The sequence below is a fragment of the Bradyrhizobium sp. T-1 genome (assembly GCF_053592855.1).
Genome location: NZ_CM132115.1, coordinates 928,453 through 943,440 on the forward strand (window position 1 = coordinate 928,453; position 14,988 = coordinate 943,440).

Here is a 14,988-nt window from a genome sequence, read left to right on the forward strand (position 1 = left end):
ATTCCTATGCCCGCCATGATCGACATCGCCGACGCCAACAAGACGTTTACGATGCACCTGCAAGGCGGCATCGAATTGCCTGTCGTGCGCGGCGTGACCTTTCAGGTCCAGCCGAGCGAGTGCGTCGTGCTGTCCGGACCATCAGGTGCCGGAAAATCGTCGATCCTGAAGATGATCTTCGGCAATTATCGTTGCGATTCCGGCCGGATCGGCATCCGCCATCGCGGTGCGCCGATCGACCTCGCCACCGCTGAGCCGCGGCAGGTCCTTAACGTTCGCCGCGCCACCATCGGATATGTCAGCCAGTTCCTGCGGGCGGTGCCGCGCGTTGCGACTATCGACGTCGTCGCCGAGCCGTTGATCGCTGGCGGCATTGGCCGCGCCGATGCGCAGGCGCGCGCCGGCGAGCTGCTGCATCGCCTCAACATTCCCCAGAGGCTCTGGCAGCTTCCGCCCGCGACCTTCTCTGGCGGCGAGCAGCAGCGCGTCAACATCGCGCGTGGCTTCATCTCGGATCTGCCGATCCTGTTGCTGGACGAGCCGACCGCCTCGCTCGATGCCGCCAACCGCGCCGTCGTGGTCGAGCTGGTCGCCGAGAAGAAACGCCAGGGCGTTGCCATGGTTGCGATTGTCCATGACGACGAAATCCGCCATTTGATTGCCGACCGCATCGTCGACGTCACCAGCTTTGCCGCCGCGGCCTGAAGGAAGAGGGACATGAACGCCAAGCCGAAGGACATCGTGATCGCCAACGCCAGGATCGTGCTGGCTGACCGGCTGCTCGAGCAGGGCTGGCTTGCCTTTGCCGATGGACGCATTGCCGAGATCGGCGATGGCAGGCCGCCAACGGGGGCGGAGGATGCCGGCGGCGATCTCATCATGCCCGGCCTGATCGAGCTGCACACCGATCACCTCGAAGCCCATTACGTGCCGCGCCCAAAGGTGTTCTGGAATCCGGTCGCGGCTGTGATCTCCTATGACGGCCAGCTCGCGACCTCGGGAATTACCACCGTGTTCGACTCGCTTCGGGTCTGGCGCGAGGACGGCGCCGAGGAGGTCGATGGCCGTGCCGGCGTGCTCGCCGCCGCGATCACGACTGCGCGCGATTCCAATCTGCTGCGCGCTGACCACTTCCTGCACCTGCGCTGCGAAATCCCGATGCCGAGCGTGGTCGAGGAGGCCAAGGAGCTGATCGACCGCCCCGACGTCAAGCTGATGTCGCTGATGGATCACACGCCCGGTCAGCGTCAGTTCCGTGACGAGGTCAAGCTGCGTGACTATTATCGCGGCAAGGGCGGCGGAAAGACCGACGCCGAGCTCGACGAGCTCTTTGCAAAGCGCTTTGAATACCAGAAGAAATACGCTGCGGCCAACATGCGCGAAATCGTGTCGCTGGCGCATGAGCACAGGATTCCGCTGGCGAGCCATGACGACACTACCGAGGAGAACGTTGCGGACGCCGTGCGGGATGGCGTCGCAGTGGCGGAATTTCCGACCACGCTGGAGGCCGCGCGGGCCCTGCATCAGGCCGGCATCGATATTCTGATGGGCGCGCCCAACGTCGTGCGCGGTGGCTCGCATTCCGGCAATATTGCCGCGGTCGACCTCGCCCGTGAAGGGCTGCTCGACATCCTGTCGTCGGACTATATCCCGTCCAGCCTGCTGATGGGCGCGCTGCAATTGCCCGAGCATGCGCCGTCGATCAGCCTGCCGGCGGCCGTTCGTACCGTGACGAAGGCACCTGCCGATGCGGTCGGCCTCACCGACCGCGGCGAAGTCGCGATCGGCAAGCGCGCCGATCTGATCCGCGTGCATGTCGCCGGCAGCGTTCCCGTGGTTCGCAGCGTCTGGCGCGAAGGGCACCGCGTCGCATGAGCGAGACTGAGGCCATGGCACAGGACAAGGCGGGTGCGATCGGCCCCGGCCGGCTCGTGCTCGTGGTCGGCCCGAGCGGTGCCGGCAAGGATACGCTGTTGCGGCTCGCGCAGTCAGCCTGCGCCGATGATCCCGACGTCGTCTTTCCGCGCCGTGTCGTGACGCGTGCCTCGTCCGCTGACGAGGACAACGTCGCGGTGAGCGCCGATGACTTCGTCCGCGCACGCGATCACGGCGATTTCGCCGTGCATTGGGAGGCGCATGGGCATTCTTATGCCCTGCCGCTGGAGATCAACGACGCCATTCGCGCCGGGCGCGCCGTCGTTGCCAACGTCTCGCGCACGGTGATCGCCGCGCTGCGCCAGGCCTATGCCGACGTGGTCGTGGTTGCGATCACCGCGCCGCCGGATGTGCTGGCGCAGCGTCTCGCCGCACGGGCACGGCATAGCGACGGCAATATCGCGGATCGGCTGGCGCGTAGCGTCGACGACGCCTCGGCCAACGCCGATGTCACCATTCTCAACGCCGGTAGCGCGGACTATCATGGCCGCCAGCTGGTGCGCGTGATCAGGAATGAAGGCTGGCGCGAGTAACAGCCGGCAGAGCAGGAGAGAACGGAATGACGGTGATCAGGACGGTCGAGGAGCTCGAAGCCATCTACGGCGCCACCAATGACGCCTCGACCGTGAAAGTCGCCGACTACGTCACGCCGCTCTACCGTGTCTTCATCGAAAAGGCGCCGTTCGCCGCTCTCGCCACCATCGGGCCTGAGGGCATCGACTGCTCGCCGCGCGGCGATCTCCCTGGTTTTGTCCGCATCCACGATCCCAAGACGCTGATGCTGCCGGATCGCCGCGGCAACAACCGGATCGATTCGCTGCGCAACATCGTGCGTGACCCCAGGGTGTCGCTGATGTTCCTGATCCCGGGCTCCGGCAACGCGGTCCGCGCCAACGGCCGAGCGCATCTCTCGGTCGATCCCGAACTGCTGGCCTCGTTCAAAGTCCAGGGCAAGGCCCCGCGCAGCGTCATGGTGATGAACCTGGAAGAGATCTACTTCCAATGCGCCCGCGCCATCGTCCGCTCCGACCTCTGGAATCCCGACAAGCGCGTCGACCCCAAGACGCTGCCGACGCCAGGCCAGATCCTCGCCGAGATGAGCGAGAACAAGGTCGGCGGTACCGAGTACGACCGGATCTGGCCCGAGCGGGCTGCCGCGACGATGTGGTGAGCTTTCCTGCCTTTTTCCCGCAAAGGGAGGGGGGACGAGGCGATCCATGTTTCCTTGAACAAGACGATTCCACCTGCCGCTGCTTGCGGCGGGAGAAGCGGGCGATCACGCGCCCCGCAAATATGGATAGCCATTTCATTGACCAATCGCGGCAATCGCTGGATATTCACAGCATCGAAACTGCTCATCGAGCTTGATGCCGCGATATGAGAACCGATCACCAGCGTAACCAAGGCGACATGCATGCGTGCATGACGCGGCGCTGCCTCGCGGCGGCAACGGGCGCCTGTTGTTGTTGCTGACCACCTTCTAGCAGCATCCACACCGCAAATCCCCAAGACAGGAACGCCGAGACTTCGGCGAACGAGCAGTCATGTCTCAAGCCCAACCCAACGCCTACATCATCGAGATCCAGGACCGCGCCGCCGGCATCATCACCCGCAACGAGCGCGGCTTCCGCTTCTTCTCCTCCGAGCGCCTGTTCGACAGCCTCGAAGGCCGCCAGTTTCGCTCGGTGCGCGACGCCGAGCGCGCGGCCCTCGCCGTGTTCTCCGAGCGAAGCCACCGTTTGAACTCTTCACTGTTCGCAACTGAAAGGACCGCACCATGATTGCACGACGACAACTCCTGACGGCTGCGCTGCTGCTGGCAACATGCATGGCCGCGCCCGCGCACGCAGAGGACAAGCCGAAGGAGATCCGCATCGGCACGCAGAAGGGCGGCTTCTTTCCGGCGGTGCGGCAGCGCCAGACGATCGAAAATGCCTTCAAACCACTCGGTATCGAGATCAAGTGGATTGACTTCCAGTTCGGTCCGCCGCTGCTGGAAGCCATCAATGTCGGCAGCGTCGATTTCGGCTTCGTCGGCGACACGCCGCCGATCTTCGCGCAAGCCGGCGGCGCCAAGATCCGCTATGTCGCGGCCGTGAAGTCCGACGGCGACAACCAGGCCATCGTCGTACCGAAGGACTCGCCGATTAAGACGCTGGCTGGTCTCAAGGGCAAGCGCGTCGCCTTCGGCAAGGGTTCGAGCGCGCACAATCTTCTCGTCGCGTCACTCGAAAAGGCCGGCCTGTCCTGGTCCGACATCACGCCGGCGCCGCTCGCGCCGGCCGATGCGACCGCGGCCTTCGTCAAGGGCTCGGTCGACGCCTGGTCGATCTGGGATCCTTATTTCGCGCTCGCCGAGCTGAAGGAGAATGCTCGCGTCCTCGTCTTCGACAAGGATGTGCACAAGCCGAATGCCTTTTACATCGCCAATACGGATTTCGTGGAGAAGTATCCCTCGTTGGTCGCACGTCTCAACACGATCTTCGCCTCCGAAGGCGCGTGGGCGAACTCCCATCACGATGAGGTTGCCAAAGCGCAGGCTGAAGCGACCGGTGTGGACATCGAGGCTGTCCGTCGCTTCGTGAATCGCTCGACCTACAGCGTCGTGCCGCTGGATACCGAGGTGATCAGGAGCCAGCAGGCGGTGGCCGATCGCTTTGCAAAGCTCGGCCTGATCCCGAAGCCGGTCAACGTGTCCGACATCGTCTGGAAGTGGACGCCGGGCTCCTGAGCGGCGCTAGCCCTTCAGCGCCGCCAGCAGTTCATCCGGGCGCTCGGCCATGATCATGTGACCCGCGCCCGGTACCACGACAGTCTTTGCATGCGGGATCGCTGCCGCAAGCGTCTTGCCGGCCTTCGCCGGCGTCATCATGTCCCGCTCGCCGAGGATGAGGGTCGTCGGCACCGTCACACTCGCGGCCGCTTGAAGCGCATTCGCATAAGCATTGCAGGCCGACAGATCCCTGAACAACACGCCCGGCTCGCAATGCTTCAGCACAGCCTGCGCACCGCCATGCATCCACAGGCCCGGCGCGAGGCTGCCGCCGAGCTCGGCCTTGAAGCCGAGGCCCCAGATCGAGACCATGTCGAGCGCGTCCTGCTCGTTGGCTTCGGCAGCCTTCAGCAGATCCGGACCGACGGTCATCGTTGCAGCCGTTCCGATCAGGCTCAGCGCCGAGACCTTGTCTGGGTGACGCGCGGCGGTCTCCAGCGAGATCAGAGAACCCATGGAGTGGCCAATCAGTTGCGCCTTGGCAACTCCGGCCGCACCGAGCAGCGCCGCGGTCCAGTCTGCCATCTCGGCAATGCTCGACAGTGACGGTCCGGCTGAGCGGCCGTGGCCGGGCAGATCGGGCGCCAGCACGCCAAAGCCGTGATGGGCGAACCAGCGCGTATGCAGCGCCCAGGTCGAATGATCAAAGCCGGCGCCGTGAATGAAGACGACCGTGGGCAGGGACTTGTCGAAGTCGCGGCCGCCGGTTGCGAGGAACACATCAGTGCCGTTGACGGTGAGCTTCATGACTTCAGACCTTTTGCGAGAGGCGCAGCGCCTGCGCGAGATCGTCGATGATGTCAGGGGCGGTCTCGATGCCGACCGACAGCCGTACCAGCTCCTCGCCGATGCCGGCGGCCTTGAGCTGCTCGGCATCCATCTGCTGATGCGTGGTCGAGGCGGGGTGGATCACCAGCGTCTTGGCGTCACCGACATTGGCGAGATGGCTGATCATGCGCAGCGATTCGATGAACTTGCGTCCTGCAGGCCGGCCGCCCTTGATGCCGAAGGAGACGATCGAGCCCGCGCCGCGCGGCAGCAGCGTCTTGGCGAGCTGGTAGTCGGGGTGATGTTCCAGCGAGGGGTGCAGCACCCAGTCGACCGCCTTGTTGGACTTCAGCGCCTCCAGCACGAGAAGCGTATTCTGCATATGCCGGTCCATGCGTACGCCCAGCGTCTCGACGCCCTGCAACAGCTGGAACGCATTGGTCGGCGACAGGCAGGCGCCGAAATCGCGCAAGCCCTCGGTGCGGGCGCGCATGATGAAGGCCGCCGTGCCGAACTGCTCGTCGAAGACGATACCGTGATAGCCGCCATAGGGCTCGGTCAGCACGCCGAATTTTCCGGAGTCGCGCCAGTCGAAGCGGCCGCCGTCGACGATGGCGCCGCCGATCGCGATGCCGTGGCCGCCGATCCATTTGGTCGCCGAATGCATGACGATGTCGGCGCCGAGCTCGATCGGGCGGCTGAGATAGGGCGTCGCAAAAGTGTTGTCGATCAGCAGCGGGATCTTCGCCTCATGCGCGATCGCCGCGACCTTGGGAATGTCGAGCACCTCGAGCCCGGGATTGCCGATGGTCTCGCCGATCACGAGCTTCGTGTTCGGCTTGATCGCCGCGCGGAACGCGTCGAGATCGCGCGGTTTCACGAAGGTCGTGGTGATGCCGAAGCGCGGCAGCGTATGCGCCAGCAGATTGATGGTGCCGCCATAGAGCGAGCTCGACGCCACGATGTGATCGCCGCCATTCAAGAGCGTCGCGATGGCGAGATGCAGCGCGGCCATGCCGCTCGCCGTGCAGATCGCGCCGACGCCGCCTTCGAGTGCCGCGAGTCGTTCCTCCAGCACGCCGGTGGTGGGGTTGGAGATGCGCGTATAGATGTGGCCGGCGCGCTCCAGGTTGAACAGCGCCGCCGCGTGGTCGGAATCCTGGAATACGTAGGAGGTGGTCTGGTAGATCGGCACCGCGCGGGCCCCGGTCGCGGGATCCGGATGCTGGCCCGCATGCAGGCTCAGGGTCTCGAAGGCAGGCGGTTTCGGCGCGGGCATGCGTGGCCTCGTTGGTCGGTCAGCGATGGCGGCCCTTGTGCCACAAAACGGCGCACGAAGTCAGCCCATTGACAGCGTCACATCGGTGGTGCGCGCCCTCGCCCCGTTCTTACGAGGAGAGGGTTGGGGTGAGGGGACTCTCCGCGAGGATGCTGACAGTGGAGTTTGCGGAGACTCCCTCTCCCCCGGAATTTGCCGCGCAAGTTCCGGCCTTTCCCCGCACGCGGCCGCACGCGGGGGGAGCGAAGCTACACGCGAATGGCCTGCTCGATCACGCGGGTTTCGCGCAGCAGAATTTCCGCGACTTCCTGCTCGCGCCGCGGGCCGAGCCTCGTTCGAACGGCGGAGACGGTCATTGCAGCCGCGGGGCGTCCGTCCAGGGTCTTGATCCAGGTCGAGATCGATTTCGTTCCTTGCACAAGGCCAATCTCCCTCATGCCGTATCCCAGACGCCTCGCTGCGGTGATCTCGCCCATCACGGTTGCGACGTCGGTTCGATAGGCCTCGAACCTCTTCTCGTTCGCCGCGACGATTTTTCGCGCGTCCGGCGCCGGCAGTGCAGCGAGGATGGCGACGCCGGCGCTGGAAACGCCGAGCGGGCGGCGCGCGCCGACCTCGATCGACAACACCTGGATTGGATAGGCGCCGATCCTGCGGTCGACGCACAGTGTGTCGTTGCCGGTGCGCATCGTCAGGAACAGCGTGTCGCCGATCTCCATGGAGGCGCGCCGCAACGACGGACCCGCGGCGACCAGGAGCGGCGAAGGTTGGGGACGCGCGAGCGCCAGCTCCGGCACCTGGTTGCCGATCGCGTAGCGGCCGGTTTTGCCGTGCCGCTCGACGATACCTTCCTCGATCAGCACGTGAACGATGCGATGCACGGTCGGGCGCGTCAGGCCCGTTGCCTGCACGACCTCGGCCAAAGGCACACCGTCCTCGCGGCCTGCGGCAAGAATACGCAACACCGACAACGCGCGGCGGATCGCCTGGGCGCCTTGTCGCGGCTCCAGTGCGGTCCGGGCCGATATCCTGGAATGGGCTCTGTCCATAATATGGACAAGAACGCCATAATTCACTCGACAGGTAAAGTGCTCGTCTGGAGATTGCGCGGCAATCGGGTGCCACGTACGACGTCGGGGCATTCGCCGTGGAATTGGAAGCGCCGCCGGGAGGTCAACATGAGACTAATCGCGATTGCCATCGCCGCCGTGACCGCGATGCTGGCGGGGCCGGTGTCGGCTCAGCAATGGCCGGCCCGCAGCGTCAAGCTGATCGTGCCCTATCCCGCCGGCGGCAATGTCGATAGCGCCGCGCGCATCATCGCCGACAAGCTCCAGGAAAAGCTCGGCCAGCCCTTCATCATCGAGAACAAGGCCGGTGCAGGCGGCATGATCGCGGGCGAGGCCTTCGCGAAATCGGCGCCCGACGGCTACACGCTGTTCGTCGGCGCCAACGGTCCGGTTCTGTTCGCGACCGAGATCAACAAGCGCGACGCTTATAATTGGAAGAAAGACTTCCTGCCGATCTCGACCATCTCGATGACGCCGCTGGTGCTCGAGGTTCACCCCTCCGTGCAGGCGAACAATTTCAAGGAATTCATCGATCTCGCCAAGCGCGAACCCGGCAAGCTGACCATGGCCTCACCCGGCCCGGGAACGACCAACCATCTGCTCAGCGAGTTGATGCAGTCGAACCTCGACCTGCAATGGGTCACGGCGCACTACCGCGGCAATGCGCCTGCCATCAACGACCTTCTGGGCGGGCAGGTGCAGTTCGCCTTCGACCAGCTCACGGTCAGCCTCCAGCACATCAATGCCGGCCTGTTCCGGGCGCTCGCGGTGACCAGCCCACATCGGCTGAAGTCGCTGCCGGATGTCCCGACCTTCGCCGAACTCGGCTACAAGGATTTCGACGGCCAGACTTTTACCGGCCTGTTCGCGCCCGCGGGCACGCCGGCGCCGATCGTGGACAAGCTGCAGGAGACGCTGGTCGCGATCCTGAAAGACCCCGGCGTGGTCGACAAGTTCGACAAGCTCGGCGGCGAAGCCGTCGCGATGACGCCGGACGAGTTCAGGGCCTATCTAGAGCGCGAGGACGCCAAATGGATCCCGATCGTGCGCAAGGCCAACATCAAGGCTGACTGAGCGATGCGGATCGACCCCACCGAGCTCGGCGCGGAACGCATCTATCGGCTGATGACCGGCATCGTCGTGCCGCGTCCGATCGCCTGGGTGACCAGCCTGTCGCGCTCAGGCGTGCTCAACCTCGCGCCGTTCAGCGCCTTCACCTTCGTCTCGCAGAAGCCGCCGATGCTCGCCATCAGTGTCGGCCGCAAGGGCGCCGAGTACAAGGACACCGCGCACAACATTCTCGACACCGAGGAATATGTCATCCACATCGCCGATACGCCGCTGATGTCTGCGGTGCACGACAGCTCGGTCGAGCATCCGCCTGAGATCAGCGAGGTCGAGCATCTCGGGCTGGAGACGCTGCCGTGCGAACGCATCAAGGTGCGCAGGCTCGCAGCCGCTCCGGTCGCGATGGAATGCGTGTTCCGGCAGTGCCTCGAATTCGGCGATGCCCGCAGCCGGTTGATCGTCGGCGAAGTCGTGATGTTCCACATCCGCGACGGTCTCGTGAACGACGGCAAGGTCGAGACCAAGGCGCTCGACCCGATCGCGCGCATTGGCGGACCGCGTTACGCCCGGCTCGGCGAGATCGTGACGTTGAACACCGTCTTCCAGACCCCGAAATCGGCCGAGTGAACGTACGCGCCGCGTCCACCGGCGGACCGTCCGAACACCATTGGAGAGAACGACTATGCGACTCGTAAGCTATCTGGTGGACGGAGAGCCGCGCTACGGCGCGGTGGTCGAAGGCGGTGTGGTCGATCTGACCAGGCGGATCGGCCGCGACTTCTCCGACGTGAAGGCGCTGATCGCGGCCAACGCGCTCGCCGACGCGCAGGAGGCAGTGGCCGGACAAAAACCGGACTTCGCGCTGGAGGCCCTCACGCTATTGCCACCGGTGCTGGCGCCCGAAAAGCTCTGGTGCATCGGCGTCAACTACGCCGAGCGCAATGCAGAATACAAAGACAATTCGGACCTGCCCAAATATCCGAGCCTGTTCGTGCGCAGCATGTCGTCGATGACCGGCTCCGGCCAGCCGCTCGAGAAGCCCAAGGTGTCGGAGCAGCTCGACTATGAAGGCGAGCTCGTCATCGTGATCGGCCAGGGCGGCCGTCATATCCGCCGCGAGAAAGCCTGGTCGCACATCTTCGGCATGACACTGTGCAACGAGGGCACCATCCGCGACTGGCTGCGCCATGGCAAGTTCAACGTCACGCAAGGCAAGAATTTTGATCGCTCCGGCAGCATCGGCCCCTGGATCGTCACCGCGGACGAGCTCGATCCGCGCGGGCCCCATGACATCGTCACGCGCGTGAATGGCGAGGTCCGGCAGCAGGACACGACCGAGCGGCTGATGTTCCCGTTCGACTTCCTGATCTCCTATCTCTCCACCTTCGCCACCCTCAAGCCCGGCGACATGATCGTGACGGGCACTCCAACCGGGGCAGGCGCGCGCTTCGATCCGCCGCGCTGGCTCAAGGCCGGCGACGTCGTCGAAATCGAGTCGAGCCGCATCGGCACTCTGCGCAACACGGTGGCTGCGGAGCAATAGATATGCTGGACGCCGCCACGATCGAACGCCTTGCCGCGCGCCTGGATGAGGCCGAGCGCACCAAGGCGCTGATCCCGATGTTCTCGAAAGAGTTTCCCGAGTTCAGCATCGAAGACGCCTACGCCGTCCAGCGTACATGGACGAAACTCCAGCTCGGCCGCGGCCGCGTCGTCAAGGGCCACAAGATCGGCCTGACCTCGAAGGCGATGCAGAATGCGGTCGGCATCTCCGAGCCCGATTACGGTGTGCTGTTCGCCGACATGTTCTATGCCGACGCCACGCCGATCCCGTTCGATCGTTTCCACGCGCCGCGGATCGAGGTCGAGCTCGCCTTCGTGCTGAAGGCGCCGCTGCGCGGACCGGACTGCACCATCTTCGACGTGCTCAACGCCACCGACTACGTCACGCCCGCGCTCGAGATTCTGGAGACGCGCATGCATCGCGTCGATCCCGAGACCGGCAAGACCCGAAAAGTCGTGGACACGATCTCGGACAACGCGGCCAACGCCGCGCTGGTGCTGGGCGGCCGGCCGTTCCGTCCGCTGGATGCGGATATGCGCTGGATCGGTGCACTGCTGTTCCGCAACGGCGAGGTCGAGGAGACCGGGCTTGCCGCCGGCGTGCTCAACCATCCCGCCAACGGTATCGCCTGGCTCGCCAACCGCCTCGCGCCGCATGACGAGCATCTCGCCGCCGGCGAAGTTGTGCTGGCGGGATCGTTCACGCGCCCGGTCGATATCCGCCGCGGCGACACTTTCCATGCCGACTATGGCCCGTTCGGCTCGGTGTCCTGCCAGTTCGTCTGAACCAACAACAAGAGGAAGCGCACCATGACCGGTCAATCGCGGCGCAAGAGCATCCATATCGGCGGCTTCAAGCACGCCAATCCGATTCCGAACGCCTGCCGCATTGGTAATCTCGTGATGTCCGGCGTCATTCTCGGCCGCGATGCGGCCGGCGTGATGCCAGAGAGTCTCGACGCGCAATGCGTCAACATGTTCGCTCACATGAAGGCGACGGTGGAGGCCGCGGGCGGCTCGACCTCCGACATCATCAAGATGACGGTGTGGCTGAAGGACCGCGCGCAGCGCGGCCCCGTCAATGTCGAATGGCTCAAGATGTTTCCGGACGAGCATTCGCGCCCGGCGCGCCACGCGCTGCCGATGGACAATATGGACGGCGGCGCGCTGGTGCAGTGCGACTTCACCGCCGTGATCGACTAAGGGAGCACTTGCATGCCGGCCTATCTGCCGTTCGATCCCAATCCGCGCCGCCCGATCAAGGCGCCGCCGCCGAAGACCGTCGACAGCCAGTTCCACGTGCTGGGTCCGATCGACAAATATCCGGAGCGTCCCGGTGCGGCCTATCGGATGCCGACCGCGACCTGGGAAGCGGCGCTGCGCGTGCACAAGACGCTCGGCATCGAGCGCGGCATCATCGTGCAGACCACGACCTACGGCGCCGACCATTCCGTCGTGCTCGACGGCCTCGCCGCAATGGGGCCGAACTATCGCGGCTGCGCCAACGCGCTGGTCTTTGCGGAAGCCAACGACTCCTACCTTGCCAAGCTGCATGATGCCGGCGTGCGCGGCGCGCGCTTCAGCTTCCGCCAGGAGCTCGGCGCGGTGCTGTCGGATGCCGATTTCGCTCGCGCCGTCGCGCGCATCCGCGAGCTCGGCTGGTACGTCAAGATCCAGCCGGAGAAGGATGGCATCGTCTCCAGCGTCGCCAAATACGAAAACCTCGACGTCCCCGTGCTGATCGACCACATGGCGCGGCCGGAGCCGTCGCGCGGCAAGGACGATCCGAACCTGCGCAAGATGCTGGAGCTGCTCAAGAAGGGCAATTTCTGGGTCATGCTCTCGCTTGGCGAGAAGACCTCGCAGGCCGGCCCTCCCTACGACGACGTCATCCCGATCGCGCGCGCCTATATCGAGGCCGCCATCGACCGCTGCGTCTGGGCCAGCGACTGGCCGCATCCGGTCTCCGTCAAGCAGCCGCCGAACGACGCCGATCTGCTCGAACTGATGTACCGCTATGCGCCGGACCAGGCGGAGTTGGAGAAGATCCTGGTGCACAATCCGGCAAAGCTGTTCGGGTTTCCGGATTAGAGGCTCGGAGGTCGCCAAGAGCGCGCCGTCATCGGGGCGCGCACATCGCCCTTCACACTGCCGGCTGTTTCGCCAACCTGTCCCGCACCTCGGCCGCGATCTCGAACGAGCGCAGGCGTGCCGCGTGATCGTAGATCTGCCCCGTGGTCATCAGCTCGTCCGCGGCGGTGTCGGCGATTAGCGCCTTCAGCTTCTCTTCGACGACCGCCGGCGAGCCGACGGCGGAGCAGGCCAGCGACTGCGCGACGCCGGCCTTCTCGGCCGGCGACCACAGCGCGTCCATGTCCGCGACCGGCGGCGGCAGCTGGCCCGGCGTGCCTCGGCGCAAATTGATGAACTGCTGCTGCAGCGAGGAGAACATGCGCTGCGCTTCGATATCGCTGTCGGCGGCGAACACATTGACGCCGATCATCGCATAGGGCTTGTCGAGCTGTGCCGAGGGCTCGAACCGCGCGCGATACTCGCGCAGCGCCGGCATCATCATTTGCGGCGCGAAGTGCGAGGCGAAGGCGAAAGGCAACCCGAGCATGGCCGCGAGCTGCGCGCCGAACATGCTGGAGCCGAGGATCCACAACGGCACCTTGGTCCCCATGCCGGGCACGGCGCGGATGGCCTGGTTCGGCTGCACATCACCGAGCAGCGCCTGCAGTTCCAGCACGTCGTGCGGAAAGTTTTCGGCAGCGGTCGCAAGGTCGCGCCGCATCGCCCGTGCGGTCAGTTGGTCGGTGCCCGGCGCGCGCCCGAGCCCGAGATCGATCCGCCCGGGATAAAGCGATTCCAGCGTGCCGAACTGCTCGGCGATCACCAGCGGCGAATGGTTCGGCAGCATCACGCCGCCCGAGCCGACGCGGATCGTCCTGGTGCCGCCCGCGATATGCCCGATCACCACCGATGTCGCCGCACTCGCAATGCCCGTCATGTTGTGGTGCTCGGCGAGCCAGAACCGTTTGAAGCCCCACCGTTCCGCGTGCTGTGCGAGATCGAGTGAATTGCGAAATGCCTGCGCGGCGTCGGAACCCTGCCGGATGGGAGCGAGGTCGAGCACGGAGAAAGGGATCATGGCGGCTACCGGAGTGGGGGATCTGCGTCCGAGGCAGTCACATGTAGTGTCAGCGCGCACGATGGGTAGAGCGCCGTTCACAACCCTGTTATTCCGCCGCGTCTCGCCCGTCGTCTCAACTGGGCGTCTGACGCGTGTTGTTGTATCCTCCAATCAGCGCCACCGTCGCCGGGAGGACCTGACATGACCATCGTCGTACTCAGCCGCCGCAACCTCCTCGCCGCCGGCGGCTCCGTCCTCGCAACAGGGATCTTGGCAGCCGGCGCGTCCGGGCTGCTGCTGCCGGCGCGCGCGGACGGCCTCGCGCCGACTGAATCGATGATGGGCGGGGCGAACAACTACCGCAAGGGCGCGCCGGTCGTGGACCGGATCGGAAAGGGCGGCTTCTGGATGAGCGGTACCGTGCGCCGCGCCGGCGACGGGGCGCCGCTGGCGGGTCAACGCATCCAGATCTGGGCGCACACGGTCGAAGGCCAGGAGCACGAGCCGCAGAGTCACGGCGCCACGCTCACCGGCAAGGACGGCGCGTTTCGGCTCGAGATGCCGCAGATCATTCCGATCTTCGGCCAGCCGCATGGTCACCTCGCCTATGACAGCGGTGAGTTCAAAACCGTCTTCCTGCGGCCGATCATGCGCAGCGCCAAGGACACCAGCCTCGAGGCGCACTTCGTGCTTCAGCCGGCCTGACTGCGTTGCAGGTGCAGGGGTGGAGATCGGCCCGGATGCCCCTGATCTGGGCCGCCCTTGCCGTGGCCATCGGCGTGCCGATCGCGCTCGCAGCCGCAAGCGAGCAGCTCGCATGGCGCGGTCCGGTCTACATCCTCGCCGGATTCGCCGGGATTGTTGCACTCGGCCTGGTGCTGGTTCAACCGCTGCTGATTGGCGGAGTTTTGCCGGGCTTGTCGGCTTATCGCGCACGGCGCGCCCATCACTGGATCGGCGGTGCGCTTGCCCTGGCGGTGGTGATCCACGTCGGCGGCCTCTGGTTCACCAGTCCGCCGGATATGATCGACGCGCTGACCTTCTCGTCGCCGACGCCATTTTCCCCCTTTGGCGTGGTCGCCATGTGGGCGATCTTCGCGGTCGCGGTTCTGGCAGCGCTGCGCCGGCGATTGGGATTGCGGCTGCGAACCTGGCGCTTCGTCCATATTCCCCTCGCGCTCGTCATCGTCGCATGCAGCGTGGTCCATTGCCTGCTGATCGAGGGGACGATGGAGACGGTCTCGAAGGCAGTGCTCTGCGCAGCTGTGCTGGCGGCCACCGTCAAGGTCATGGCTGACCTCTGGCGAAAGCGGATGGTGCGGAGCGAGACCGTCGCGCGGCAGTAAACCGGGCGACGCCGCTCTTCAAACATCTTGGGCGCCGTCAGTGCCAATGCGTG

The 14,988-nt window shown here is 65.3% G+C and carries 18 protein-coding genes; 14 read left to right on the top strand and 4 right to left on the bottom strand.

Translation table 11 applies throughout. The features are described 5' to 3' along the window. Positions 1–6 precede the first annotated feature (6 nt). The 6 genes from phnL (at position 7) to ACWAT4_RS04455 (ending at position 4,666) form a co-directional block, all read left to right on the top strand. Positions 7–705, top strand: a complete 699-nt coding sequence (phnL, locus tag ACWAT4_RS04430; protein WP_449731162.1) for a phosphonate C-P lyase system protein PhnL — start codon at positions 7–9, stop codon at positions 703–705. A gap of 12 nt (positions 706–717) precedes the next feature. Beyond that, positions 718–1,875 (top strand): alpha-D-ribose 1-methylphosphonate 5-triphosphate diphosphatase, encoded by a 1,158-nt coding sequence (locus ACWAT4_RS04435; RefSeq protein ID WP_449729902.1) that lies wholly within the window; start codon positions 718–720, stop codon positions 1,873–1,875. After that, positions 1,872–2,468 (top strand): phosphonate metabolism protein/1,5-bisphosphokinase (PRPP-forming) PhnN, encoded by a 597-nt coding sequence (gene phnN / locus ACWAT4_RS04440; RefSeq protein WP_449729903.1) that lies wholly within the window; start codon positions 1,872–1,874, stop codon positions 2,466–2,468. The genes ACWAT4_RS04435 and phnN overlap by 4 nt, the downstream gene beginning before the upstream one ends. Positions 2,469–2,494: 26 nt before the next feature. After that, positions 2,495–3,106 (top strand): pyridoxamine 5'-phosphate oxidase family protein, encoded by a 612-nt coding sequence (locus ACWAT4_RS04445; RefSeq protein WP_212298578.1) that lies wholly within the window; start codon positions 2,495–2,497, stop codon positions 3,104–3,106. 373 nt (positions 3,107–3,479) lie between these two features. Continuing rightward, the gene (locus tag ACWAT4_RS04450) at positions 3,480–3,716 is read left to right on the top strand and encodes a hypothetical protein (protein ID WP_212298577.1); all 237 of its coding nucleotides are present in this window, start codon (positions 3,480–3,482) and stop codon (positions 3,714–3,716) included. Further along, positions 3,713–4,666, top strand: a complete 954-nt coding sequence (locus ACWAT4_RS04455) for an aliphatic sulfonate ABC transporter substrate-binding protein (RefSeq protein WP_212298576.1) — start codon at positions 3,713–3,715, stop codon at positions 4,664–4,666. Before ACWAT4_RS04450 ends, ACWAT4_RS04455 begins: the two co-directional genes overlap by 4 nt. 6 nt (positions 4,667–4,672) lie before the next feature. Here the strand turns inward: ACWAT4_RS04455 and ACWAT4_RS04460 are convergent, their stop codons facing one another. The 3 genes from ACWAT4_RS04460 to ACWAT4_RS04470 all read right to left on the bottom strand — a co-directional run bounded on the left by ACWAT4_RS04460 (position 4,673) and on the right by ACWAT4_RS04470 (position 7,804). After that, a complete protein-coding gene (locus ACWAT4_RS04460) occupies positions 4,673–5,455 on the bottom strand; it encodes an alpha/beta fold hydrolase (protein WP_212298575.1) in 783 nt (260 codons plus the stop codon). A 4-nt stretch (positions 5,456–5,459) separates the two neighbouring features. After that, positions 5,460–6,755 carry an O-acetylhomoserine aminocarboxypropyltransferase gene (locus tag ACWAT4_RS04465; RefSeq protein WP_449729904.1) on the bottom strand — a complete coding sequence of 432 codons (1,296 nt, stop codon included), beginning with the start codon at positions 6,753–6,755 and terminating at the stop codon, positions 5,460–5,462. Between the two features lie 248 nt (positions 6,756–7,003). Beyond that, positions 7,004–7,804 carry an IclR family transcriptional regulator gene (locus tag ACWAT4_RS04470; protein WP_449729905.1) on the bottom strand — a complete coding sequence of 267 codons (801 nt, stop codon included), beginning with the start codon at positions 7,802–7,804 and terminating at the stop codon, positions 7,004–7,006. Positions 7,805–7,933: 129 nt separating this feature from the next. Between ACWAT4_RS04470 and ACWAT4_RS04475 the strand changes: the two genes are divergently transcribed. From ACWAT4_RS04475 to ACWAT4_RS04500, 6 genes are read left to right on the top strand one after another with little or no spacing between them, the layout of a single operon-like run. Continuing rightward, entirely contained in the window at positions 7,934–8,899 is a 966-nt protein-coding gene (locus tag ACWAT4_RS04475) for a Bug family tripartite tricarboxylate transporter substrate binding protein (RefSeq protein WP_449729906.1), read from the top strand. Positions 8,900–8,902: 3 nt separating this feature from the next. Continuing rightward, the gene (locus tag ACWAT4_RS04480; RefSeq protein ID WP_212298571.1) at positions 8,903–9,520 is read left to right on the top strand and encodes a flavin reductase family protein; all 618 of its coding nucleotides are present in this window, start codon (positions 8,903–8,905) and stop codon (positions 9,518–9,520) included. Positions 9,521–9,575: 55 nt separating this feature from the next. Next, entirely contained in the window at positions 9,576–10,436 is an 861-nt protein-coding gene (locus ACWAT4_RS04485; protein ID WP_212446143.1) for a fumarylacetoacetate hydrolase family protein, read from the top strand. Between the two features lie 2 nt (positions 10,437–10,438). Beyond that, complete coding sequence (gene hpaH, locus ACWAT4_RS04490) at positions 10,439–11,242, top strand: 2-oxo-hept-4-ene-1,7-dioate hydratase (protein WP_449729907.1); 804 nt, start codon at positions 10,439–10,441, stop codon at positions 11,240–11,242. 24 nt (positions 11,243–11,266) lie between these two features. After that, positions 11,267–11,659: a RidA family protein gene (locus ACWAT4_RS04495; RefSeq protein WP_449729908.1), complete on the top strand. Its 393-nt coding sequence runs from the start codon at positions 11,267–11,269 to the stop codon at positions 11,657–11,659. Positions 11,660–11,671: 12 nt separating this feature from the next. Continuing rightward, entirely contained in the window at positions 11,672–12,547 is an 876-nt protein-coding gene (locus tag ACWAT4_RS04500; protein WP_212298567.1) for an amidohydrolase family protein, read from the top strand. Positions 12,548–12,599: 52 nt separating this feature from the next. Here the strand turns inward: ACWAT4_RS04500 and ACWAT4_RS04505 are convergent, their stop codons facing one another. After that, complete coding sequence (locus tag ACWAT4_RS04505; RefSeq protein ID WP_449729909.1) at positions 12,600–13,607, bottom strand: LLM class flavin-dependent oxidoreductase; 1,008 nt, start codon at positions 13,605–13,607, stop codon at positions 12,600–12,602. Positions 13,608–13,790: 183 nt separating this feature from the next. Here ACWAT4_RS04505 and ACWAT4_RS04510 point away from each other — a divergent pair, with 183 nt between their 5' ends. Continuing rightward, on the top strand, positions 13,791–14,294 hold the full coding sequence (locus ACWAT4_RS04510; protein WP_449729910.1) for a peptidase associated/transthyretin-like domain-containing protein: 504 nt from the start codon (positions 13,791–13,793) through the stop codon (positions 14,292–14,294). A 35-nt stretch (positions 14,295–14,329) separates the two neighbouring features. Beyond that, the gene (locus ACWAT4_RS04515; protein ID WP_449729911.1) at positions 14,330–14,935 is read left to right on the top strand and encodes a ferric reductase-like transmembrane domain-containing protein; all 606 of its coding nucleotides are present in this window, start codon (positions 14,330–14,332) and stop codon (positions 14,933–14,935) included. The last annotated feature ends 53 nt before the right edge of the window (positions 14,936–14,988 follow it).